The sequence below is a fragment of the Pseudomonas sp. TWR1-1-3 genome, from assembly GCF_049896805.1.
GTDB lineage: Bacteria > Pseudomonadota > Gammaproteobacteria > Pseudomonadales > Pseudomonadaceae > Aquipseudomonas > Aquipseudomonas bubulae.
Genome location: NZ_JAFCUZ010000005.1, coordinates 550,737 through 574,164, shown reverse-complemented (window position 1 = coordinate 574,164; position 23,428 = coordinate 550,737). Strand labels below are relative to the sequence as shown.

Genomic DNA, 23,428 nt, shown 5'->3' with positions numbered 1-23,428 from the left:
TCTTGACGACCATAGAGCATTGGAACCACCTGATCCCATCCCGAACTCAGTAGTGAAACGATGCATCGCCGATGGTAGTGTGGGGTTTCCCCATGTGAGAGTAGGTCATCGTCAAGATTGAATTCCGAAACCCCTGTCTGCTAACGCAGACAGGGGTTTTGTTTTTGCGCGACGTAAATCCCCAGCGCCCTTTCTGTTCGTCTGAACCCCCTTCCAAAAGCCAAACCTCAAATCGCACAGCTGCGCTTTCGTCGGATTAAGCACATTGCCATCAAACGTGGCTAAGTATTCTGCCGTCCGTGCCGACAGCCTGTTGAGCATTGCGTGCGAGCAGAGCTGCCAACAGGTTGCACACACCGTACGCATCCCAACTTTTGGCATAAGAAGTCCCATGCTATGAATCTCAAGTTCAGTCATAAAATCCTTCTGGCCGCTTCAGGCGTCGTGGTTCTGGCGTTTGCGTTATTCACGTTGTACAACGATTATCTGCAGCGCGACACCATCAAGCAGAACATCGAGTCCTCGGTGCAACAGGCTGGCAACCTGACAGCCAGCAGCGTTCAGAACTGGCTTGGTGGCCGCATTCTGGTGCTGGAGAGCCTGGCACAGAATATTGCGCAGCAAGGCAGCCAGGCTGATCTCCCTGGCCTGGTTGATCAGCCGGCATTCACCTCCAACTTTCAGTTCACCTACGTCGGGCAAGCCAATGGCGTGTTTACTCAACGCCCTGACGCGACCATGCCTGCAGGTTATGACCCCCGCGAGCGCCCCTGGTACAAGCAAGCTGTAGGCGCCGGTCAGACCATGTTGACACCTCCTTATATGGCAGCTGTCGGAGGCCTGATTGTGACCATCGCCATGCCCGTTAAAAAAGGCGGTGAGTTGTTGGGTGTGGTGGGAGGTGACCTGAGCCTGGACAGCCTGGTCAAAATCATCAATTCGGTTGATTCCGGTGGCCTGGGCTACGCGTTTCTGGTGAGCAGTGATGGCCAGGTTATCGTTAGCCCGGATAAAGATCAGGTGATGAAGAACCTGAAGGACATTTACCCGGTCAGTACTCTGCGCATCGAGAAGGGCATTCAGGAAGTGACGCTCAATGGTCATGAGCGGATTATTTCCTTTACCCCGGTGACAGGCCTGCCGTCCGCGGATTGGTATATCGGTCAATCAATAGACAAAGAAAAAGCATACGCGCCGCTGTCAAAATTCCGTACGTCTGCGTTGATTGCAATGTTTATTGCAGTGGCCGCGATTGCGTTGTTGTTGAGTTTGTTGATCCGTGTACTGATGCGTCCACTGACCACCATGGGCCGTGCGATGCAGGATATCGCCCAGGGCGAGGGTGACTTGACGCGCCGTCTGGTCATTGAGAACAAGGACGAATTCGGTGAACTGGCCAGCTCGTTCAACCAGTTTGTCGAGCGTATCCACGCCTCGATCAGCGAAGTGTCTTCTGCTACTCGTCAGGTTCATGACCTGTCACACCGCGTTATGGCCTCGTCCAACGCTTCCATTGTCGGCTCGGACGAGCAAAGTGCGCGCACCAACAGTGTCGCCGCGGCGATCAATGAACTGGGTGCCGCCACCCAGGAAATCGCCCGCAACGCCGCCGATGCTTCGCAACATGCAAGCGGTGCCAGCGAGCAGGCAGATGACGGTCGCAAAGTGGTTGAACAGACCATCCAGGCCATGACCGAGCTATCGCAGAAGATCAGTTTGTCGTGTGCGCAAATAGAAACCCTGAATGCCAGCACCGACAACATCGGGCACATTCTGGATGTGATCAAAGGTATCTCTCAGCAGACTAACCTGCTGGCCCTCAACGCAGCCATTGAGGCTGCGCGTGCGGGCGAAGCGGGTCGAGGGTTTGCGGTGGTGGCGGATGAGGTGCGCAACCTCGCCCACCGCACTCAGGAGTCGGCAGAGGAGATACATAAAATGATCACCTCGCTGCAGGTAGGCTCCCGCGAAGCGGTCAGCACCATGAATGCGAGTCAGGTCTCCAGCGAGGAGAGTGTCGAGGTCGCCAATCAGGCGGGTGCCCGTTTGATCAGCGTGACTCAGCGCATCGATGAGATCGACGGTATGAACCAGTCGGTTGCCGCCGCCACTGAAGAGCAAACGGCAGTGGTCGAAACCCTCAATGTGGATATCAACCAGATCAACTTGCTTAACCAGCAAGGTGTGGTGAACCTTAACGAAACCCTTAAGGACTGCGATGCGCTATCGCAGCAGGCCAGCCGTCTCAAGCAACTGGTCGACAGTTTCAAAATCTGAAACCCGCAGGTCAGCAATAAGTTATCCACAGCCCTGGCGATTCATATGTCAGGGCTGTTTTGTTTTGACCATGCTCAAGTAGTAGGTAATAGCCTTCACCCCGCGCTGCAGGTGCAACTCCAGCTCTGCAATACAAGCCTCGACATCTCTGGCCCGGGCATAACGCAACAACGCACGGTGATCGTCCTGGCACAACTTGCCAAGGTTCATCTGCTCAAGGTTGAAGCGTAGAAAACGCTCTTCTTCAATTAGCCCGGCCTCAATGAGTGCCAGCAGTTTTTTATTAGGAGCCTTGCAGTAAAGCGCCTGATGAAATTGCCGATTGAGTGTGCCGATTTTTCCGAAGTCTTTTTCGATCTCGAGCGCTTCGATATAGCCCTCGGCTTCTTCGAAATCCTCTTTGCTCAACAGTGGTACTGACAGGCGCAGTGCCTGGGCTTCGAGCAACTGTCGCAGTTCATAGGTCTCGAGCGAGTTGTCTTCAATCAAAGGAGCGACCACGGCACCCTTGTATTGCACGACCTGCAGCAAACCTTGAGCTTCCAGCTGACGCAGTGCTTCGCGTACAGGCATACGGCTGACGCCAAACAACTTCGCCAGTGCTTCCTGGCGAATGGCTGTACCGCAAGGCAAACGGCCATCAAGAATGGCGTTGCGCAAGGTTTCTTCGATCTCCGAGCGCGCCAGGTGAGCGGGTATGGGACCCGACACAACTATGCTGTTTAAGGGATTGTTTTTGACGGCCACGTTGCGACTACCTGTGCCGACGAACCGGCATACATGTTTGGATCCAATTCAAGTTAGGTACTGACCTGATTGCTGTCAAACCTTGTTACGCATAGTTTAGCGTGACTGCGGGATAAGAGATTGCATGGGGCCACTATCTTTCTTGGCGGGTGCCCTCCCTTTTGTTATGGGCTGTGCCCTACAATCGCCGAAGTTAGAGCTGCCCGATTTGCAGCACCAATGCACAGCAGGTGAGGGATGGGCGTACTCAGCAACAACGATGTGGGTGAGCAACGGTTTGAACTCCTGTTACAGCCCTCTAACGTTTTTTCCAGCCTGATTCGTCAGCCGTGGCTGTGGTGTATTTTGCTGCTGGCCGCAGGAGTACGCTTTTACGGTTTCACCGCCTCGGCGATCTGGTGCGACGAAGGCTCCAGCCTGATGCTGAGCGACTACCCGCTGTCGGGGATCTGGTTTCATGCTGCGCACGATGTTCACCCTCCGTTGTATTTCATGCTGTTGCACGGCTGGATAGCGCTGTTTGGTGACAGCCTGGTCTCGATTCGTTCCCTGAGTGTCCTGCCCGGCATTGCCACGGTATTTTTCGGTATCTGGCTGGTACGGCTGGTGGCCACCCCGCGGGCTGCATTGCTGGCGGGCCTGCTGCTGGCGTTATTGCCTACCGCCGTGCGCTACAGTCAGGAAGTGAGGATGTATTCACTGATGGGGTTGTGGCTGATAGCTGCCACAATCGCGCTTGTGTACTGGGTCAAGGCCCCGCATAAGTATCGCTACCCGGTGCTCTACACCGTGCTGATGGCGGCTGCTTTTTACACCCATTACTTCACAGCGTTTTGTGTAATGGCCCATTGGCTGTACCTGTTGCTAAGTGGCCGCAGCAGCGGCTGGCTGATCAGGCGCCCGGCCTGGTGGCTGGTTAACGTTGCCATTGTGCTGTTGTTCCTGCCCTGGCTGCCGGGGTTGGTGGATTTGCTGCAACATATGGATGAACTCAAGAGTGGCGGTGATGTGGGGTGGGAGCCTGCAGTCGATGCCCACTCCTTGCCCGCCATGACGTGGCAGCTGTTGATACAGGATGAAGGCGACAACCTGCCCTGGCCGTTGTTCTGGCTGGCACCGCTGGCACTGCTTGGCGGTGTCGCAGGAATGGCTGTACGCGATTCAAGCCCGCATAAATTCATCACGTTGATCGTGATCTACACCCTGCTGCCGATCCTGGCCATTTACGCCGTATCCTTTATCTCGCCTCTGTTTATCGAACGCTATGTGATGTTTGCCGCGTTGGGTTTGCCGCTGCTTGTGGCGATTGCAGTCGATCAACTGTTCAAGCGCAAGCGGGCGCTGGCCATAGCGCTGCTGACACTGTTCATTGGCGCCGAAGTGACGGGCTTGCGCAGCAACTTCAGCAGCGATGCCGATCATTTTGATCGTCTGGTGGAGCACGTTAACCAGCAGTTCAGGCCCGGTGACCGGATCGTCGTCAGTGACCTGTTCTGGTACTTCAGCTTTGTCTATTACAACAAGACCGGATTTCAACCGATGCTCTATACGCCGCCCCTGGAAGATGGCACTTCAGGGCGCCCGAATGACTATGGCTTTGGCACGCTGGTCAATGGCCACGGCACGAGTATCTATGTCGATCGCCTGAGCGATATGCCCCCAGGCCCGGGTCGTATCTGGCTGATCAGCAGCAAACTGCAGCCCGACGACTTCAGTGCAATTCCCATGGATTGGCGCAAAGCACAGGACCTGGCCGTCGATGACACTCAGGCTCGTCTATATTTGACCTGCGTTGCCGCCAAATGCGGCTCTGAACCTGAATGGAGTCAACTCGATGCAAAAGCCAACCCATAGCCTGCCATCCTTGTTCAAGCAGCTGGGCCTGCCGTCCAGCCCGGAAGATATCGAAAAGTTTGTCACCACCCACTCGCCACTCAAGCCTGACCTCAAGCTTGAAGATGCTTTTTTCTGGACGCCCGCCCAAGCGGCTTTTTTGCGTGAGGAGCATCTTGAAGACGCTGACTGGGCTGAAGTTGTCGACCAATTGAATCTGATGCTGCGGCAAAAACCTGTCACGGGCCCTAAGAAATAAATAGCAACACTTGACTGTGCTCATCTGGCCGCGCAATATTAATAGTTAGCAAACTAACATTATGTGACGCCTCTTGCCTGACACTCTCGATCCACTGCAAATGAGCATCAGCACCGGCATGGTGGTTGCGACTCGCCATTGGCGTCGCGTCTGCCAGGCCACGCTGGTCAACTATGGTATTTCCGAAGCCTGCGCCATGCCGCTGCTGATCATCGGCCGCCTGGGTGAGGGTGTGCGGCAAGTCACCGTGGCCCACGCTGCCGGGATGGAAAGCCCGTCGCTGGTGCGCTTGCTCGATCAACTGTGCAAGGCTGGCTATGTGCGCCGCTGTGAAGATGCCAGTGACCGCCGCGCCAAAACCCTGAGCCTGACCGACACCGGGCGTGCTCTGGTGCAATCGATTGAAGCTCAGCTTGTACAACTGAGAAGGGCCGCTCTGGCCGATATTCCAGTGGCTGACCAGGAAGCTGCGTTGCGTGTGATCAAAGCCTTCGAAGCTGCCGGACAACTGCCTGACGGGGCTGCCTCTTGAACGGTTTTTTCAGCAGCATGCCGCCTGCCCGCGACTGGTTCTACGGGGTACGTACCTTCGCCGCGTCGATGATCGCGCTGTATATCGCCTTGTTGATGGAAATGCCTCGCCCTTACTGGGCCATGGCTACGGTCTATATCGTCTCCAGCCCCTTTGTCGGGCCCACCAGCTCCAAGGCCGTGTACCGAGCCCTGGGCACGCTGATAGGCGCTGCTGCAGCGGTATTTTTTGTGCCGCTGTTTGTCCAGACACCGTTCTTGCTGGTGCTGGTGATTGCCCTCTGGACGGGCATTTTGTTGTTCCTGTCGCTGCACCTGCGCACCGCCAACAGCTACGTGTTCATGCTCGCCGGCTACACCATGCCCATGATCGCCCTGCCGATTGTGGATAACCCGCTGAATGTGTTCGACATCGCCGTTTCGCGTACTGAAGAAATCATGCTCGGTATCGTCTGCGCGGCGGTCGTAGGCAGCATGTTCTGGCCTCGGCGCCTGACGCCGGTATTTATCGACGCGGCGGCCAAGTGGTTTGCCGATGCGAGCAATTACAGCCAGCACTTTCTGGCCCGCGATGTCGAACCCAGCAAAGCCAGTGGCCTGCGTTCATCAATGGTGGCGACGTTCAACAGCCTTGAAATGATGATTGGCCAGTTGCCTCATGAGGGCGCGCACCCGCAGACCGTGCGCAACACCAAAGAGCTGCGTGGACGCATGATCCACCTGCTGCCGGTGGTCGATGCCCTGGACGATGCACTCTATGCGCTGGAGCGTCGCGCTCCGGAGCTGCTCGACAAGGTCACGCCGTTGCTCGACCACGCCCAGGCATGGCTTGAGCGCACCCGTGAGGGCGCCTCGATCCAGCAGTGGCAAGCATTGCGCCATGAACTTGAAGCATTGCAGCCCAGCGCCGCCGCCCTGGATGATCGGCGCCAACTGGTGCTCTCCAACGTGCTGTACCGGCTGGGTGAGTGGATCGACCTGTGGCAAGACTGCCGCAGCCTGCAAGAGGCCATCTCGACCGGTAACCAGGATGTCTGGCGTGCGGTCTATCGGCATTGGCGCCTGGGTCGCCTGACGCCATTTCTGGATCGCGGGCTGATGCTTTATTCAGCGTTCTCTACCGTCACCGCGATTGTCGTCGCCTCGGTGTTGTGGATTCTGCTCGGCTGGACTGACGGCGCCAGTGCGGTGATTCTGGCCGCCGTGGCCTGCAGCTTTTTTGCCGCGATGGACGATCCGGCGCCACAGATCTACCGGTTCTTTTTCTGGACCTCGCTGTCGGTGCTGTTTGCCAGCCTCTACCTGTTTGTGATCCTGCCCAACCTGCATGACTTCCCGATGCTGGTGCTGGCGTTTGCCGTGCCGTTTATCTGCGTCGGCACCCTGACCGTGCAACCGCGCTTTTACCTGGGCACCTTGCTGACTATCGTCAACACCGCCTCGTTTATCAGTATCCAGGGCGCCTACGACGCGGACTTCATGGTGTTTATGAACGCCAACCTGGCCGGCCCCGTCGGCCTGCTGTTTGCCTTCGTCTGGACCCTGATCGCGCGCCCGTTCGGTGCCGAACTGGCGGCCAAGCGCCTGACCCGCTTCAGCTGGCGTGACATTGTCAGCCTGACCCAGCCCGCCACCCTGGCCGAACACCGGCAAATGGGCGCGCAAATGCTCGACCGCCTGATGCAGCACTTGCCACGTCTGGCCCTGACCGGGCAGGACACCGGCAGCGCCTTGCGTGACCTGCGGGTGGCCCTCAACCTGCTCGATCTGCTGGCCTACGCACCCAGGGTTACGGGCGGGCCGCAACTGTTGCTGCGCCAGGTGGTCAGTGATGTGGGTGACTACTTTTGTGCCTGCCTCAAGGCGGGTGAGCGCCTGCCAATGCCAATGGGCCTGCAAATGACCATGGACCGCACGCGTCGCGCCCTCAACGCCAATGACCTGCAAGCCGAAGGCGAGGCACGAGTGCATTTGCTGCACGCCCTCAGCGGCCTGCGTCTGGCGCTGCTGCCCGGTGTCGAATTTATTGTCGACAACGACGACCGGCCACATCCCCAGGCCCACATTGAGGGAGCGCCGCTATGATCGGTGACGTAGATATCAGCGGGGTTTTCCTGCCCACGCTCCTGGTACTGATGGGCATCACCTACTTGTTGTTTCTGGTGGTTCACGGGTTACTCACCCGTGTGCACTTTTACCGCCTGGTCTGGCACCGGGCTTTGTTCAACGTCGGTCTCTACGCTCTGTTACTCGGCGTTGTGGATTCGTTCAGTCGATATCTGATGACATGAAAAAACCTTTACTGACCCTGGGCCGTGTCGTTCTCACCTTATTGGTGGTGACGTTTGCCTGCGTCGTGGTCTGGCGCATGACCATGTACTACATGTTTGCTCCCTGGACCCGTGACGCCCACATTCGCGCCGACATCGTGCAAATCGCCCCCGACGTGTCGGGCCTGATCAAGCAGGTGGATGTGCGTGACAACCAGCCCGTCAGCCGTGATCAGGTGTTGTTTGTCATCGACCAGGAGCGCTTCAAGCTGGCGCTGCGTCAGGCCGAAGCCACCGTGGCCGACCGCAAGGAGACCCTGGCCCAGGCCCAACGTGAGAGCCGCCGTAACAAAGGCCTGGGCAACCTGGTCGCCCGCGAACAGCTTGAAGAAAGCCAGTCCCGTGAAATGCGCGCCCAGGCCGCACTGATTGAGGCCCAAGTGGCCGTGGACAGCGCCCAGCTCAATCTGGATCGTACGGTGGTGCGCAGCCCCGTCGATGGTTACGTCAACGACCGGGCTCCACGGGTCAATGAGTTCGTCACGGCGGGGCGGCCGGTCTTGTCGATCGTCGACAGCAGCTCGTTCCATATCGACGGCTATTTTGAAGAAACCAAACTCGATGGCATCCATGTCGGCCAAAGCGTCGATATCCGTGTCATTGGTGATAACGCACGTTTGCGCGGGCATGTTGAAAGCATTGTGGCGGGCATCGAAGACCGTGACCGCACCAGTGGCCAGAACCTGCTGCCCAACGTCAACCCTGCGTTCAGCTGGGTGCGATTGGCGCAACGGATTCCGGTACGCATCGTGTTTGACGACGTGCCTGAAGACTTTCGCATGATTGCCGGGCGCACCGCGACCGTGTCCATCATCGAAGATTCGGCCAAAGCCCAGCCTGCCCCGGAGCGCGCGCAATGAAAGCCGTTCGCCTGGCAGCCGTAGGACTTGGGCTGCTGCTGTCCGGTTGCCAACTGCTTGGCCCTGATTACCAATTGCCCAAAGACGCGGCCATGCAGCGCCCGGACTTGCAGGGCCAACTGGCTGGCGAGGGCGCCAACGTGGTGTCCGCCCCGGTTCCAGTTGACTGGTGGAAACTCTATGAGGACCCCAGGCTCAATGAACTGGTGCGCCAGGCGCTGGCCTCCAACACTGATCTGCGGGTCGCTGCGGCGAACCTGTCGCGGGCGCGGGCCCAGGTTGAGCAGGCACAGTCGGCCGGTGGCTGGAGTGGTTCTGTGAAGGCGGGCGCCCAGCGCCTGCAGGAGTCCGGTGAAGCGTTCCTGCTGGCGGACAAGGTGCCGGTAGCCAATGTCGGTGATCTGGGTATCAGCACTTCATACCAGTTCGACTTGTGGGGCACTTTGCAGCGCGGGATCGAAGCGGCACAGGCCAACGCCGACGCGACTCAGGCTGCCGCCGACACCGCGCGCATCACTCTGGTGGCGGATGTGGTGCGGGCGTACACCCAAGTGTGCGCAGCCAATGAGGAACACCACATCGCAGAAGAGTCCCTCAAGCTGCAAGCGCAAAGTACCAGCCTGACCCAGCGCCTGCGTGATGCGGGTCGCGGTGATGAAACCCAGGTCACCCGTTCTGAAACCCAGTTCAAATCGTTGCGCGCAGAATTGCCCCGTTACGAAGCATTGCGCCAGTCCGGCCTGTTCCGTTTGTCGATGTTGCTGGCCAGGCCGCTGGATCAACTGCCCGCCGGTGTGGCTACCTGCGCCGAGCTGCCGCATATCGCGCAATTGCTGCCCGTGGGGGACGGTGCAGCACTGCTTAAACGCCGTCCCGACGTTCGTCAGGCCGAACGCCATCTGGCCGCCGCCACCGCCGAAATCGGTGTGGCCACAGGTTCGCTGTACCCGGACATCAGCATCGGTGCCAGCATTGGCACAGTGGGGATTATCGACAACCTGGGCACGGCCCCTACTAACCGCTGGGGCTTCGGCCCGATGCTGAGCTGGACGATTCCGACCAATGGCTCGCGAGCCCGAATTCGTGAGGCCGAGGCGGTGACTCAAGGCGCTTTGGCCAAGTTTGACGGTGTGGTGCTCAATGCCATCCGTGAAACCCAGACCAGCCTGGTGCAATACACGGCGTTGCTGCAGCGCCGTGATGCCCTGGCAGAGGCCGAGTTGTCGGCCAAAACGGCGGCCGACCAGACCCATCAGTTCTTCCAGGCGGGGCGCGAGTCATTCCTGGCCGATCTGCAGGCAACCCGCACCTACACTGACATGCGCGCGCAATTGTCGGCGGCCAACACCCAGGTTGCCATGAGTCAGATCGATCTGTTCCTGGCCCTGGGTGGGGGCTGGGAAAGTGGACGAACGCAAGCGGCGACAAACGCCAAACCCTGACAGCGTTGCTATGCTCTGAATTATCGGTATCAGAACGATGGTTCAGGGCGTTTGCGGTCTGTAGCCCTCCTCATCGTGCAGACCATGCCTGATGGGGATACTAATAATGAAAAACCCTTATGCTCCCGGCTTCTGGTGTGCAGTGGCAGCCGTGGTGCTGCTTTCGGCGACCTACTTCTACGGCATCATGCTGGCGCACCAGATCGACAAGGCAATGATCTTTCTCGATAGCGCGAGTGCGTTGATTGCCGTTCTGGCCATAGTGGTGGTGGCCTGCGCCTCGGTGCAAACCCGGCAGATCAAAAAACGCCAGATCAACCAGGGCCAGACCCGCGTCCTGATCTGGGACACCAAGGTTGCCCTGCGGCGGGTAGAGACGGTATTTGACCGCTATTTCTGGGGCAGTTACTGGCAACCGGGCCGGACCTTCCAGGAGTTTATGGGCGAACTTACCGGCACCCCGCTGGAAAAAAGCCTCGAAGCCCTCAAGACCCAATGCCTGAAACTCGACAAGGCCCTGCCATCCGAAGAGCGCCAATGGCTCGACACTGCGCGTGAGCTCTCGAATGTCGCGGCAGCGATGGCGCGTGAGCGTTATCAGCTGGATTACTCGGACGTTTCTTTTAATTCTGTAGGAGAAACATGCATCGACCATGATCTGGAAGTGCTGGTGTACACCTGGAGTGCCAGTCTCAAGAGTTTCGACCACCAGCTCGACGAAATTGACCAGCGTTACGCCCAACCTGCATAAAGCCAGGTATCACGTTGGAGGAGCGTCTGCTCTGCTGCCAGTGTTAATCTGCTAGCACTTTTCGGCCCATGAAGGGCTTGGCAAAGACCGCTTTACTTTCAACATAACGGACATTGAACGGGTCAATTGATGAATAAACCATTAGGTGTGCTGGTAGGGATCGTTGTTGTCGCCGGGGCGCTGAATACCGCTGGCGCGTGGTATACCGGCAGCAAAATCGAGGGTGTGTTGCAGACCTCGATCGAGCAGACCAACCAGGAGCTGGCCAAGCAACTGCAAGGCACCACCACTCACGGCACTATTGAGCTGGTTTCCATTGAGCGCAACCTCTACAGCAGCACCGCGCACTATCGCCTGAAGATCCAGGACGACAAGGCGGGCCCGGATGCGAAGCCGGTGGAATTGCTGTTTGTCGATAATATCGAGCATGGTCCATTGCCGTGGTCGCGTATCAAGACGTTCAAGTGGATGCCAGTGATGGCGGTCAGCAATTACTCGCTGGAAAAAACCCCATTTACCGAAAAGTGGTTTGCCGCAACCAAGGATCAGGCTCCGCTCAAAGGTCAGGTCACCCTGGGTTACGACCGCTCGGTTGACGGTCATATGGAGCTGATGGCACTGGAGACCCAGCTGGACGAGCACTCCACGTTCAGCTTCTCGGGCATGACCATGCAAGCCCAGACCGATGCCGATGGCCAGAACCTCAAGGCCAAAGGCTATATGGACCACCTCAAGCTTAATGCGATCACGATTGAGAACCCGCCGGTAACGGTCGAGCTCAACGGCCTGACCCTGGCCAGTGACCTGAAGAAGACCGACTTTGGCTTCTATCTTGGGCAGAACGTGATGGCGCTGAGCGAAGGTCAGCTGACTTATGGCGTCAAGCAATCGGTGATTAAACTCAAGAACTTCGAGTACACGGATTCTGCTTCCGCCAATGGCAATCTGATGTCCGGGCGTCTGGCCTATAACGTCGGTGATATCACCCTGGATGGCAAGCCGGTGGGCAGTGCGCAAATGGTACTGACTGCCAGCAGCCTGGATATCCCGGCCATGCAGGCGCTGCTGCAGATTTATCAGAACAAGTTCCAGCCTCAGGCCGACGGTACCCTGCCGCAAACCCCGCTGACCCCGGCGGAGCAAGTGCAGATGCAGCTTCAGGTTGAAAAAATTCTGGCTGCCAAACCGCAACTGGCGTTGGAGAAATTCACGATCAAGACCGCCAATGGTGAAAGCCAGCTCAACGTTGTCATGGGGCTGGCCAAGCCGACCTCATTTGAGCAGCCGCCAGTTGACGTCACCAAGCAGATGCTGACCGCGCTGGATGCCAAGCTGTTGCTGTCCAAGCCGATGATTGCTGATTTGTCAGCGGTGCAGGCACAGTTGGTTGGCCAGACCGATCCGCAAGCCATTGCCAAGATGGCCAGCATGAACAGCGAGATGGCAGGCGTGATGGCGGTGCAAACCGGGCTGGCCAAAGTGGAGGGCAACAACATCCTGGCTTCGCTCAATTACGCTGATGGCCAGGTGGATCTCAATGGCCAGAAAATGAGCCTTGAAGACTTCATCACTGCGATGAGTACCCGCTTTGGTGGTGTGGCCAGCCAGTAAAGCCGCGACTTAAACTGTGGGAGCGAGCCTGCTCGCGAACGATCTTCGCGAGCAGGCTCGCTCCCACTGTCTTGCTCTGTTCAATAAGCCAATGACCAGGTCATGGTGTATGTGCGGCCACGGCCCTGATAGTCATACAGATACTCCGGGCCGTAGGTCGGCGAGTAGAACAGCGCCGCACGCTGGCCCCAGACCGTGCTGTACTCCTTGTCCAGCAGGTTCTGGATGCCGGCGCTGAACGTGCCGAATTCAGTCTCCTGGCTGCCCATCAAGTCGAACGTGGTGTAACCGCTGATCTTGTGGTCGGAATCGTCTTTAAGCGTAAAGGCATGGTTACCCTGCAAGCGCACATTGCGCCCATCACCGTGCCAGCCAACAAACGCGGTGGATTTGGACAATGACGCATACCGGGCGTCACGCTTCATCCAGTCGCCTTGCGCGTCCTCTTCCTCTGAACGTACCAGATGCAAGGTGCCGCCTGCGTCCCAACCGTTATTGAAGTGACGGGTCAGCGCGCCTTCAAAGCCAAAATCACGGCTCTTCTTGTCGGTTACATCAATCGTCAGCGTGGCAGCGTCCGTGGTGATGACCTTGTCAGACCAGATGTAATAGATCGCCGCCTGCGCGTCCCAATCCACATCGGCAAAGCGCCAGCCGGTTTCGACCTGACGGCTCTTGATCCCGGCCAACGGGTTGTCTTTGACGCTCAGCCCCGCCTTGCCGTAGTACTTGGCCGGGTCCGGCAAATCAAAGCCTTCGCTGTAGTTGACCCAGGTTTGATGGCCATTCTTGAAGTCATAAATGGCGCCCAGGTTGAACAGGTTGACCGCGTAGTCGTTGCTGCCACCGGCAATGCCCTTGAACACACCGACATCGACGTCCATTTGCTGGCGCCGCGCGCCGCCAGACAGGGTCAGGGCATCGGTAAGTTTCCAGTCAAGCTGGGCGTAGGCCGAATGCCCATCAACCCGGTAACTTGGGTAGCGCGGGGACTTGCTTTGGGTGACCAGGTCCAGGCCGCCGCTTTCGGATGAAATGGCCGAATCGAACACGCTTTGTTCGGCATTGAAGCGCTCTCGGTCGAGGTCTACGCCATAGGTCAGCTTCAGGCTGTCCCATTGTTTGGCAAACAGCGCCTTGAGGCTGGTGACTTCGAAGTTCTGCTGCGAAGCGGCGAAGTACACGCCCTTGGAACCCTGCGGTTTACCGGCGTTGTAGTACGGGAACGGATAGAAATTGTTGTCTTCCTTGCGGTACGAGCCCTGCAAGTAGAAGTCCTGGCCCAGCAGGTCGGCGTGGTGATAGTTGGCGTTGAACAGCAGGCGCTTGGAACGCGGCTCCAGGTCGGTGTCGTAGCCGCTGCGGATTTCGGCGTCTTCGAGATTGGACGGTGCTTTGTCGTGCAGGTTGGGGAAGTAAATCCCGACGCTGCCGTTGTTCCCCGAATCATAGTACTGGGCCAGCAAGTCCAGGTCCTGTACGTCATCGAGCTTGATTGCCAGGCTGCCCATCAGGTCCAGGGTGCGGTTGTATTGCAGGTCGGTCTGGGTGTTGTCGATAAATACCTGATCGCCTTTACCATCGTAAAAGGCTTCGTTCTGTTCACCGGAAATCCCCAGGCGGCCATAGACCCGATCAGTGCCGCCGCTGACGGATTGTGAAATGCGGCTGGAGAGGTCGTCGCTGTTGTTGAAACCGCTGGTGGCGGACAGCTCTGTTTCGAATTGCGCGGGGCCGGGGGTGCCCTTTTTGGTCACGATATTGATGATCCCGCCTGTGGCGCCACCACCGTACAGCGCGCTGGCGCCGGACAACACTTCGATCCGCTCTACGTTGAACGGCGAGATGCTGTCGAACTGGCGCGACAGCCCTCGCGAGCTGTTCTGGCTGACGCCGTCGATCATCACCAGCACGTTGCGCCCGCGCATGTTCTGGCCGTAGTTGCTACGCCCTTCGGGCGCCAGGTCGAGCCCCGGCACCAGTTTGCCGATGGCTTCCTTGAGGGTGACACCAGTGTCCAGTTGCTCCTGCAACTGCACCTGGTCGACCACCCACACGGTGCCCGGGATTTCACTGATGGAGGTGCTGGTACGGGCGCCGACGCTGACTTCCAGGGCCTTGAGTTGCAGGCTCTGAGCGGGGGCTTGAGGTTTACCCAAGATGACGGTGCGGGCATCGCTGAATTGCCAGACCAGACCGCTGTCTTTGAGTAGCGATTGCAGGGCCTGTTCAACACTCATCTCCCCCCGCAGCGCCTGGCTGTGCAAGCCGGCGACTTCGGCTGAGGTAAACAGCAGGTGCAAATCGGCTTGATCGGCAAACTGGGTGAGCGCCTGATCGAGGTCCTGGGCCCTGACGTCCACGCTGACCTGGCGGGTGTGCTGGGACGTGCCGGGCGTGGCCGCAGTTGCGGTCTGGGCACTGGCTTGCAGCGGGCCTCCCAGGCTGGCCAGCAAGGCTGTGGCTACGAATACCTGGCGCAGTCGCTGTTCGTTTAGGTGTGCGCCACGCGGCTTCTTGACGTGCTCGACCATTGCGTTTTTGATCCTTGTTCGAGGTTTTTTATATCGCGAATGGGAACGGATTCGTTCCTGGTCTTACTACGACGATATGCCCGACAGGATCTTGCAGTGCCTGTGCGAAATTATTTTCAGTGCACCCACGCCACAAAGGGCAGGTAGGTGATGTTGAGGCCGTAACGCTGTTCCAGGGTATGCAGCAGGTTCTGTGGATCGTTGAGGTCGAACACGCCGCTGATCTGCATGGCGCCGAGTGTTGCATCGGGCAGCACGATACGGCCGTATTGATAGCGCTCCAGTTCGGCGAGTACGTCCTGCAAGGGTTTACGGTTGAAGATCAGCTTGCCGCGGTGCCAGGCGGTGAGGGCATTGGCATCAACCTGCTGGCGCTCGGCGACAGCCTGGCCTGGTTGATACAGTGCCTGCTGGTTGGGTTGCAGCTCCAGGGTTTGCGTCTGGTGCTGCACTTGCACCGCGCCCGAGGCGACCAGTACACGGGTCTGAACTGCATCGCGGCGCACGCTGAAGGCCCCGTTTTTAGCCGCCACCCGGTCTTGCCCGGCCTGGACGATAAAGGGGCGCGACGGGTCATCGGCCAACTCGAACAGGGCTTCGCCCTTGCGCAAGATGACGCTACGTTGATTGCCCGTGAAGTCGACCGACAACGCCGTGGCGCTGTTCAACGTGACACGCGTGCCATCGCTCAACAGCCATTGCTGGCGCTGACCGACCCCGGTGTGATGAGTGTCGGACCAGCTTGGTACATAGTCCGTAGCGCCATACCCGAGTACGGCCAGTAGCAACCCCGCCGCCAGCCCGTTGGCCCAGCGATAAGCCCGGCGGCGCGGTCTTGCGCGATGTTGCTCGGCGCTGGCGGTCAGACCGATATCCGCCCATAGCGCTTCGGCCTCTTGGGCCGCGGTTTTGTGCGCCGGGCTCAACTGTTGCCAGCGCTGATAGTCCAGGCGCTGGCATGCGCTGGCTTCGCCCGAGTGCAGCAGGGTCTGCCAGTCGATGGCCTGATCGTCGAGATCGTCAGGGGAGGGCGTTGAAGGCATCACGGCACGCTCAGGCATGGTTGTCTTTTAGCCAGTCACGGCAGTGGCGCAAGGCCTGGCCAATGTATTTTGCCACCATACTTGGCGACACGCCCAGTTCGACGGCGATCTGGGCTTGGGTCATGCCGTCGATGCGACTCAGCAGTAACGCCTGGCGGGCATTGGGCGACAGTTGTTGCAGCGCCTCATCCAGAATGCCGATGCGCTCGGTGGCCAGCAGCAGACCTTCGGGCGGCAGCCCCGGATCAGCGATTTGCAGTGAAGGCGGTTCGCCGCTCAGGTTGCGTGTCTGGCGCTGATCCACGCGCAAGGCATCGATGGCCAGGTTGCCCGCCACCTTGAAAATAAAGTGCCGGTCATTAAGTACCGTGACCGCCTCGGGGTCGATTTTTGCCAGCTTGATCCAGGTTTCCTGCGCCACATCCGCTGCCCGATGCCGGTCACGCAGGCGCCGGGTCATGAACGACAACAGATCGTCGTAGTGCTCCTGAAAACTGGCCAGCAGGCTGGAGGGTGAAGGCGAGGGCATGGAGCAGGGCTCAGGCGTTAATGAGAAGCCGTATCATTAACGATTGAACCCGATGGCGCAACGACTCTTGCTGGGATGAGCATTGAGTTATAGCGGTCGACAAGTCTTGTGGGAGTGTGGCTTGCCCGCGATGGCATCAATGCGGTCTGGCAGGACGACCGCGCCGCTTGAGTCGAGAGCAAGCCCGCTCCCACAGTTTTCTGCGGACGCGACAAAACCTTGCGCAGGTGCACATCGGGTTTGATTGGGTAGGGGGGAAAACGCGGTTCCCTTGAACAAGGGAACGCATTCAGGTGCCACAAATAATGGCGGAGAACGGGGGATTCGAACCCCCGACACCCTTTTGAGGTGTACTCCCTTAGCAGGGGAGCGCCTTCGGCCACTCGGCCAGCTCTCCGCGAAACGCCGCGTATAGTAACCAGCCTTTCGTCAGTTGCCCATAGAAAATTTAACCGGATCTGCGTTTTGCGCAGAAAAGCTCAAAAAACAGGCGTGCGATCGCTCACCGGGTTCTCGGTGGGAGGCAAAATGCTGTTGGTTACAGGGTTTTGACGCGATTCCCTTGAGCAAGGGAAAAAGAATGGTGCACCAGGCGGGATTCGAACCCACGACCCCTGCCTTCGGAGGGCAGTACTCTATCCAGCTGAGCTACTGGTGCGACGCGGCCGCCATCATACTCATCTGCGTGTCAGTCGTCCATGCCGCTGATTCGTGAGGTGTTTCCTTACGCGTTATGGGCTATTAATGGGGGCCGGGCGATAAAACGGTGAAGTCTGGCAGCTTGTTCTTTTTTTCGAACAGGCTATTGTCCTTTACCCCCTTTATCCCTAGGATTCGTTTGAGATTTCAAACGCTCTTGTCTGGGTGCTGAATCGCACGGCATGTTCTTTGTGCGTCATTTAGATACTTTGGCAGTGAATGACTTCCTGACGGCAGCCTTCCACGGCGCCTTTCTACTTTAATAATTCGCTCCGCGCCTGCGCGGTGCTGTTAAGGAAAGCCCACATGCAGCTCAAAGACGCACAGTTGTTCCGCCAGCAAGCCTATATCGATGGTGCCTGGGTTGATGCGGACGGTGGCCAGACCATCAAGGTCAACAACCCGGCTACCGGTGAAATCATCGGCACAGTGCCAAAGATGGGCGCGGTTGAAACCCGTCGTGCCATTGAAGCCGCAGACAAAGCGTTGCCAGCCTGGCGTGCCCTGACCGCCAAAGAGCGTGCAACCAAGCTGCGTCGCTGGTTTGAGCTGCTGATCGAAAACCAGGACGACCTCGGCCGCTTGATGACCCTGGAGCAGGGCAAGCCACTGGCCGAAGCCAAGGGCGAAATCGTTTACGCTGCTTCGTTTATCGAGTGGTTCGCTGAAGAAGCCAAGCGTATTTATGGCGACGTGATCCCGGGCCACCAGCCGGACAAACGTCTGATCGTGATCAAGCAACCGATCGGCGTGACCGCTGCCATTACCCCGTGGAACTTCCCGGCAGCCATGATCACCCGTAAAGCCGGCCCGGCCCTGGCCGCCGGTTGCACCATGGTGATCAAGCCAGCTTCGCAAACCCCGTTCTCGGCCCTGGCCCTGGTTGAGCTGGCACACCGTGCCGGCATCCCTAAAGGCGTGTTGAGCGTTGTAACCGGCAGTGCCGGCGATATCGGTGGCGAGCTGACCAGCAACCCGATCGTGCGCAAGCTGTCCTTCACCGGCTCGACCGAAATCGGTCGCCAGTTGATGGCCGAATGCGCCAAGGACATCAAGAAAGTGTCGCTGGAGCTGGGCGGCAACGCACCTTTTATCGTGTTCGACGATGCGGACCTGGATAAAGCCGTAGAAGGCGCGATCATCTCCAAATACCGCAACAACGGTCAGACCTGCGTATGTGCCAACCGCCTGTACATTCAGGACTCGGTCTACGACGCTTTCGCAGAAAAACTGAAAGTAGCGGTGGCCAAGCTCAAGATCGGCAATGGTCTGGACGAAGGCACCACCACAGGCCCCCTGATCGATGACAAGGCCGTGGCCAAGGTCAAGGAGCACATCGCTGACGCACTGAGCAAGGGCGCGACCCTGCTGACCGGCGGCAACAGCCTGGAAGGCAGCTTCTTCGAGCCGACCATTTTGGTGAACGTGCCGAAAAACGCCGCTGTGGCGAAGGAAGAAACCTTCGGCCCGCTGGCGCCGCTGTTCCGTTTCAAAGACGAAGCCGAAGTGATCGCGATGGCCAACGATACGGAGTTCGGCCTGGCGTCGTACTTCTATGCCCGCGACCTGAGCCGTGTATTCCGTGTGGCTGAAGCGCTGGAGTACGGCATGGTGGGCGTCAACACCGGCCTGATCTCCAACGAAGTCGCGCCGTTTGGCGGGATCAAGGCGTCTGGCCTGGGCCGTGAAGGCTCCAAGTACGGCATCGAAGACTACCTGGAAATTAAATATCTCTGCCTGGGCATCTAACCCGGCGGGTGGTTCAAGCAGAGGGGGCACGAGAGCGATGCTTCCCCTGCGTTTCAAACTGTTAATTTTTGTGGCCGGGAGCGCCATGCCAGTCGATCATCGCATGCTGGCATGGGTGTCTGCCTGGCGCGTCAGCCTTGAACCACGCTGCTTGATCAGCGGCGAATGAGGAACACCATGAGCAACAAGACCAACGCATCCCTGATGAAACGCCGTGAAGCCGCTGTTCCGCGCGGTGTTGGCCAGATCCACCCGATTTTCGCCGAATCGGCGATTAACGCCACCGTTACCGACGTTGAAGGCCGCGAGTTCATCGACTTCGCCGGCGGTATCGCGGTACTGAACACCGGTCACCTGCACCCGAAAATCATTGCCGCCGTGCAAGAACAACTGACCAAGCTGACCCACACCTGCTTCCAGGTACTGGCTTACGAGCCTTACGTCGAGCTGTGCGAAAAGATCAACGCCAAGGTCCCGGGCAATTTCGACAAGAAAACCCTGTTGGTCACCACCGGTTCCGAAGCCGTTGAAAACGCCGTGAAAATCGCCCGTGCCGCAACTGGCCGTGCCGGCGTGATCGCCTTCACTGGCGCATACCATGGCCGTACCATGATGACCCTGGGCCTGACCGGGAAAGTCGTACCGTACTCGGCAGGCATGGGTCTGATGCCAGGCGGTATCTTCCGCGCGCTGTACCCGTGCGAACTGCATGGCGTGAGCGTGGATGACTCCATCGCCAGCATCGAGCGCATTTTCAAGAACGACGCCGAGCCTAAAGACATCGCTGCCATCATCATCGAGCCGGTACAGGGCGAAGGTGGTTTCTATGTGGCGCCGAAAGCGTTCATGGCCCGTCTGCGCGAGCTGTGCGACAAGCACGGCATCCTGCTGATCGCCGACGAAGTGCAAACCGGCGCTGGCCGTACCGGCACGTTCTTCGCCATGGAACAGATGGGCGTAACGGCCGACCTGACCACCTTCGCCAAGTCCATCGCTGGCGGCTTCCCGCTGGCCGGTGTGTGCGGCAAGGCCGAGTACATGGACGCCATCGCTCCAGGCGGTCTGGGCGGCACCTATGCCGGTAGCCCGATTGCTTGCGCAGCAGCGCTGGCGGTACTGGATGTGTTTGAAGAAGAGCACCTGCTGGACCGTTGCAAGGAAGTCGGCGAGCGTCTGGTAACCGGCCTCAAGGCTATCCAGGCCAAGCACCCGGTGATCGGTGATGTGCGTGCGTTGGGCGCGATGATCGCGGTCGAGCTGTTCGAAGGCGGCGATTCGCACAAGCCAAATCCGACGGCAGTGGCACAAGTGGTTGCCAAGGCTCGCGACAAGGGTTTGATCCTGCTGTCGTGCGGCACTTACGGCAACGTCCTGCGCGTACTGGTACCGCTGACCTCGCCTAACGAGCAATTGGACAAAGGTCTGGCCATCATCGAGGAGTGCTTCGCTGAACTGGCGTGAGCTGCGCACCTGACGGTGTGACCTGATAGACAAAAAAACCGCTTCGGCGGTTTTTTTGCGTCTGAAGCGTCTATTTGGGTGTTTTGGCCTGTATCCGCGTGCGCCCTTTGACTAAGGTGCCTGTATCGCACGGGGAGCAAACTGGATGACGGTTGTAGATTTAATGGCAGCACCCACTGTATTGATTGCCGAGGCCGATCCCTGGACTCGGGATTTGCTCAAGCAAGTGGTGCTGACGGTACGTTGCGACGCTCAACTGGATGTCTGTGGCGACGGTCAGCAGGCGCTTGCGCAGTTGGGCAGGAAAACTTATGGCCTGGTGATTGCTGACCGTGAGCTACCGGGTGTAGGTGGTCTGGATCTGTTGCGCACTGTGCGCCAACGCCGCGCGGTTGCAGCGCAGCCATTTATTTTGTTGAGTGCACGTAATGACAGCGCCAGTGTGCGCGAAGCCTTGCCGCTGGCGCCAACGGCTTATCTGACCACACCCTTGGATATTGCCGGCCTGACCAGGCGCCTCAAGAGCCTGCTGCTCTCGGCGGGGCAAGAGATTTCGTGTGACGTACCGGCACTGGCGCCAGGCATGACCCTCAAGCGTTTTCTGGAGCAGCGCCGCGCGTCTTCCGATGGCGCGCCGCTAAGAGTGGATGCGCAATCGGCGCTCAAGGGCAGCCTCACGCCTGAAGGGGTGGACCTGGCACGGCTTGAGCAGCAAGTACGCACCGATCCACAAATTACGGCGGTGCTGATTGCGGCCGCCAACAGTGCGGCGCAGCACCTTGTGAGCCCGGCCCAGACCCTTGCGCAAGCCATGCAGCGGCTGGGGCCTGCGCAAAGCGTGAACCTGGTCCAGGGGCTTACTCTCAAGTACAGCGCGCAGTTGAGCGATCCTTGCCTGGCGGACTACGCCGAGCGTTACTGGGCGTTGTCCCAGCGTGCGGCAGACTATGGCCGCACATTGGCAGGCATGTTGAATCTGGATCAGGAGCGTTGTTTCTGCGCCGGGTTGTTGCACTGCCTGGGTGATCTGGCCTTGGTGCGTTGCTTGCAGGAGTGGCGCCAGGCGGGTGGGGAGCTGGATACCCAGGCTATTGATGCCTCTCTGGCCGAGTTTGGCGCAGCCTATGGTTCAGCCTTGCGCACGCGCTGGCGATTGCCGCTGGAGCTGCGGGAGTTGATTGCGGCGATGTATCACCTGGGTGGCGGGGTGTACTCGCGAGAAGCGCTGGTGATGAACCTGGCGGCGCAAGTGGCCAATCTGGAGTCGGAAGAGGGGATTGCCGAGGTGGCCGGCGGGAAGACGGCGCGCTTGTTGCGGGTGGGTATGTCGCAGCTTTCGCAGTTGATCAAGAGCCCCTCACCCTCTCCCGGAGGGAGAGGGGACTAAAGGCAAAAGCGGATTTTCGTCACATTGAAGATCAGCACCCTCTCCCTCCGGGAGAGGGTGAGGGCGCTTGCTCTTAAACCGCTGCAGGGCGCAGCGAGTAGGTCTTGAGCTGGTGGGCAAAGTCGCGCAGCGACTGGATCCCGCTGGCTTCTGCCTCGTGAACCCATTCCTTGATCGCCGCCAGCATGTCGTGACCGTTGGTGCTGGTTTTGACCCAGATCTGTTGCAGGGCCAGCCGCTTCTCGTAAATCACTTTCAGTGAGTGGCTATGCTCCAGCATCTTTTCAATACGCTGATGGTGGCGGTCTTCAAGCAGGCTGGTTTCGCGCGACAGCAGACGCTTGGCGCGGCGGAACTGATGACGCACCGAATGATCGACCTTGGCCAGCTCTTGCTGCACCAGCGGTGCAATCACCAGCTTGCGGTACTGGGCCATGATCTGGAAACGGTTGTTGAGGATCGCCATGGCGGTGTCCATATCCAGATTGCCCTTGCCTTCCACCCGGTGGGCGATAGGCGCAACACGCTGAACCTTGGCCAGGCGCAAAAAGCTGAAGACCTTGATCCAGGCCCAACCCAGGTCGAACTCCCACTTCTTGACCGACATCTTGGCCGAGTTGGGGTAGGTGTGGTGGTTGTTGTGCAGCTCCTCACCGCCAATGATGATGCCCCAAGGCACCAGATTGGTGGCTGCGTCGCGGCATTCGAAGTTGCGATAACCCACCGCGTGACCCAAACCGTTGACCACACCTGCCGCCCACACCGGGATCCACATCATCTGGATGGCCCAGATAGTCAGGCCGATAGCACCGAACAGCAACAGGTCGATGACCAGCATGAGCGCCACGCCGAGCATTTTGTAACGCGAATAAAGGTTTCGCTCAATCCAGTCTTCAGGGCAGTTTTTGCCATAAATACGCAATGTTTCAGGATTTTGCGCTTCTTCACGATACAGCTCTGCACCTTTTCGCAAAACGGTCGATAACCCTTTGATAACCGGGCTGTGCGGGTCATCGACGGTTTCGCATTTGGCGTGGTGCTTGCGGTGGATGGCTGTCCACTCACGGGTATTCTGCGCGGTGGTCAGCCACAGCCAGAAGCGGAAAAAGTGTTTCAGGCCACCATTGAGCTCAAGCGAGCGGTGGGCTGAGTAGCGGTGTAGATAAACCGTGACACCGATAATGGTCACGTGGGTCATCAACAGAGTGACTGCCACCAGTTGCCAGGCTGACAAGTCGAGAAAACCGTTGTACCACATAGGCTGTTTGGCCCTCGGGAAGATGAAAAAAACTGCAACACGCATTATCACCATGCAGCCAGATAAAACCAGTCGGCCTTTCAGATAAGAGTGCCCGGATGTTTCTTACACTATAATTCCCACTTTT

18 protein-coding genes, 2 tRNA genes, 1 rRNA gene and 1 pseudogene are annotated in these 23,428 nt (G+C 58.5%); 15 read left to right on the top strand and 7 right to left on the bottom strand.

Annotation, left to right across the window (positions count from 1 at the left end):
* Nucleotide 1 precedes the first annotated feature (1 nt).
* The 3 genes and pseudogenes from rrf to ACP7BE_RS21040 all read left to right on the top strand — a co-directional run bounded on the left by rrf (nt 2) and on the right by ACP7BE_RS21040 (nt 2,277).
* Nucleotides 2-117, top strand: a 5S ribosomal RNA gene (gene rrf, locus ACP7BE_RS21050).
* A gap of 279 nt (nt 118-396) precedes the next feature.
* A pseudogene (locus ACP7BE_RS21045) lies at nt 397-1,422 on the top strand (cache domain-containing protein); the annotation flags it as partial.
* Nucleotides 1,423-1,491: 69 nt separating this feature from the next.
* Complete coding sequence (locus ACP7BE_RS21040; RefSeq protein WP_370688617.1) at nt 1,492-2,277, top strand: methyl-accepting chemotaxis protein; 786 nt, start codon at nt 1,492-1,494, stop codon at nt 2,275-2,277.
* Between the two features lie 48 nt (nt 2,278-2,325).
* On the opposite strand, the gene ACP7BE_RS21035 is transcribed toward ACP7BE_RS21040, so the two are convergent.
* Nucleotides 2,326-3,024, bottom strand: coding sequence for a GntR family transcriptional regulator (locus ACP7BE_RS21035; RefSeq protein ID WP_095017815.1), 699 nt, complete (start codon nt 3,022-3,024; stop codon nt 2,326-2,328).
* Between the two features lie 237 nt (nt 3,025-3,261).
* Here ACP7BE_RS21035 and ACP7BE_RS21030 point away from each other — a divergent pair, with 237 nt between their 5' ends.
* The 9 genes from ACP7BE_RS21030 (at nt 3,262) to ACP7BE_RS20990 (ending at nt 12,641) form a co-directional block, all read left to right on the top strand.
* Entirely contained in the window at nt 3,262-4,878 is a 1,617-nt protein-coding gene (locus ACP7BE_RS21030; protein WP_426107102.1) for a glycosyltransferase family 39 protein, read from the top strand.
* On the top strand, nt 4,859-5,116 hold the full coding sequence (locus ACP7BE_RS21025) for a DUF2789 domain-containing protein (RefSeq protein ID WP_095000657.1): 258 nt from the start codon (nt 4,859-4,861) through the stop codon (nt 5,114-5,116). The genes ACP7BE_RS21030 and ACP7BE_RS21025 overlap by 20 nt, the downstream gene beginning before the upstream one ends.
* A gap of 100 nt (nt 5,117-5,216) precedes the next feature.
* A complete protein-coding gene (locus ACP7BE_RS21020) occupies nt 5,217-5,648 on the top strand; it encodes a MarR family winged helix-turn-helix transcriptional regulator (protein ID WP_016782970.1) in 432 nt (143 codons plus the stop codon).
* Nucleotides 5,645-7,732 carry an FUSC family protein gene (locus ACP7BE_RS21015; RefSeq protein ID WP_426107099.1) on the top strand — a complete coding sequence of 696 codons (2,088 nt, stop codon included), beginning with the start codon at nt 5,645-5,647 and terminating at the stop codon, nt 7,730-7,732. Before ACP7BE_RS21020 ends, ACP7BE_RS21015 begins: the two co-directional genes overlap by 4 nt.
* Nucleotides 7,729-7,938, top strand: a complete 210-nt coding sequence (locus ACP7BE_RS21010) for a DUF1656 domain-containing protein (RefSeq protein WP_016782973.1) — start codon at nt 7,729-7,731, stop codon at nt 7,936-7,938. Before ACP7BE_RS21015 ends, ACP7BE_RS21010 begins: the two co-directional genes overlap by 4 nt.
* On the top strand, nt 7,935-8,837 hold the full coding sequence (locus ACP7BE_RS21005) for an efflux RND transporter periplasmic adaptor subunit (protein WP_095000659.1): 903 nt from the start codon (nt 7,935-7,937) through the stop codon (nt 8,835-8,837). The genes ACP7BE_RS21010 and ACP7BE_RS21005 overlap by 4 nt, the downstream gene beginning before the upstream one ends.
* Entirely contained in the window at nt 8,834-10,279 is a 1,446-nt protein-coding gene (locus ACP7BE_RS21000) for an efflux transporter outer membrane subunit (RefSeq protein ID WP_095000660.1), read from the top strand. The genes ACP7BE_RS21005 and ACP7BE_RS21000 overlap by 4 nt, the downstream gene beginning before the upstream one ends.
* 106 nt (nt 10,280-10,385) lie before the next feature.
* Complete coding sequence (locus tag ACP7BE_RS20995) at nt 10,386-11,030, top strand: NADH:ubiquinone oxidoreductase subunit N (protein WP_095000661.1); 645 nt, start codon at nt 10,386-10,388, stop codon at nt 11,028-11,030.
* Between the two features lie 129 nt (nt 11,031-11,159).
* Nucleotides 11,160-12,641, top strand: a complete 1,482-nt coding sequence (locus ACP7BE_RS20990; protein WP_095000662.1) for a YdgA family protein — start codon at nt 11,160-11,162, stop codon at nt 12,639-12,641.
* An 80-nt stretch (nt 12,642-12,721) separates the two neighbouring features.
* On the opposite strand, the gene ACP7BE_RS20985 is transcribed toward ACP7BE_RS20990, so the two are convergent.
* The 5 genes from ACP7BE_RS20985 to ACP7BE_RS20965 form a co-directional block, all read right to left on the bottom strand.
* Nucleotides 12,722-15,175: a TonB-dependent siderophore receptor gene (locus ACP7BE_RS20985; RefSeq protein ID WP_232527666.1), complete on the bottom strand. Its 2,454-nt coding sequence runs from the start codon at nt 15,173-15,175 to the stop codon at nt 12,722-12,724.
* A gap of 116 nt (nt 15,176-15,291) precedes the next feature.
* Nucleotides 15,292-16,236: a FecR family protein gene (locus ACP7BE_RS20980; protein ID WP_426107096.1), complete on the bottom strand. Its 945-nt coding sequence runs from the start codon at nt 16,234-16,236 to the stop codon at nt 15,292-15,294.
* Entirely contained in the window at nt 16,229-16,747 is a 519-nt protein-coding gene (locus ACP7BE_RS20975) for an RNA polymerase sigma factor (RefSeq protein ID WP_426107094.1), read from the bottom strand. Before ACP7BE_RS20975 ends, ACP7BE_RS20980 begins: the two co-directional genes overlap by 8 nt.
* 306 nt (nt 16,748-17,053) lie before the next feature.
* Nucleotides 17,054-17,144: transfer RNA gene (locus tag ACP7BE_RS20970), tRNA-Ser, on the bottom strand.
* 184 nt (nt 17,145-17,328) lie between these two features.
* Nucleotides 17,329-17,405, bottom strand: a tRNA-Arg gene (locus tag ACP7BE_RS20965).
* Nucleotides 17,406-17,752: 347 nt separating this feature from the next.
* On the opposite strand from ACP7BE_RS20965, the gene gabD reads away from it, so the two are divergent.
* The 3 genes from gabD (at nt 17,753) to ACP7BE_RS20950 (ending at nt 22,043) form a co-directional block, all read left to right on the top strand.
* Nucleotides 17,753-19,195, top strand: coding sequence for an NADP-dependent succinate-semialdehyde dehydrogenase (gene gabD / locus ACP7BE_RS20960; RefSeq protein ID WP_095000664.1), 1,443 nt, complete (start codon nt 17,753-17,755; stop codon nt 19,193-19,195).
* 177 nt (nt 19,196-19,372) lie between these two features.
* Nucleotides 19,373-20,656 (top strand): 4-aminobutyrate--2-oxoglutarate transaminase, encoded by a 1,284-nt coding sequence (gabT, locus tag ACP7BE_RS20955; RefSeq protein ID WP_095000665.1) that lies wholly within the window; start codon nt 19,373-19,375, stop codon nt 20,654-20,656.
* 145 nt (nt 20,657-20,801) lie between these two features.
* Complete coding sequence (locus tag ACP7BE_RS20950; RefSeq protein ID WP_095031433.1) at nt 20,802-22,043, top strand: HDOD domain-containing protein; 1,242 nt, start codon at nt 20,802-20,804, stop codon at nt 22,041-22,043.
* 73 nt (nt 22,044-22,116) lie between these two features.
* Here ACP7BE_RS20950 and desA read toward each other — a convergent pair whose 3' ends face one another.
* On the bottom strand, nt 22,117-23,301 hold the full coding sequence (gene desA, locus ACP7BE_RS20945; RefSeq protein ID WP_165446538.1) for a delta-9 fatty acid desaturase DesA: 1,185 nt from the start codon (nt 23,299-23,301) through the stop codon (nt 22,117-22,119).
* Nucleotides 23,302-23,428 lie beyond the last annotated feature (127 nt).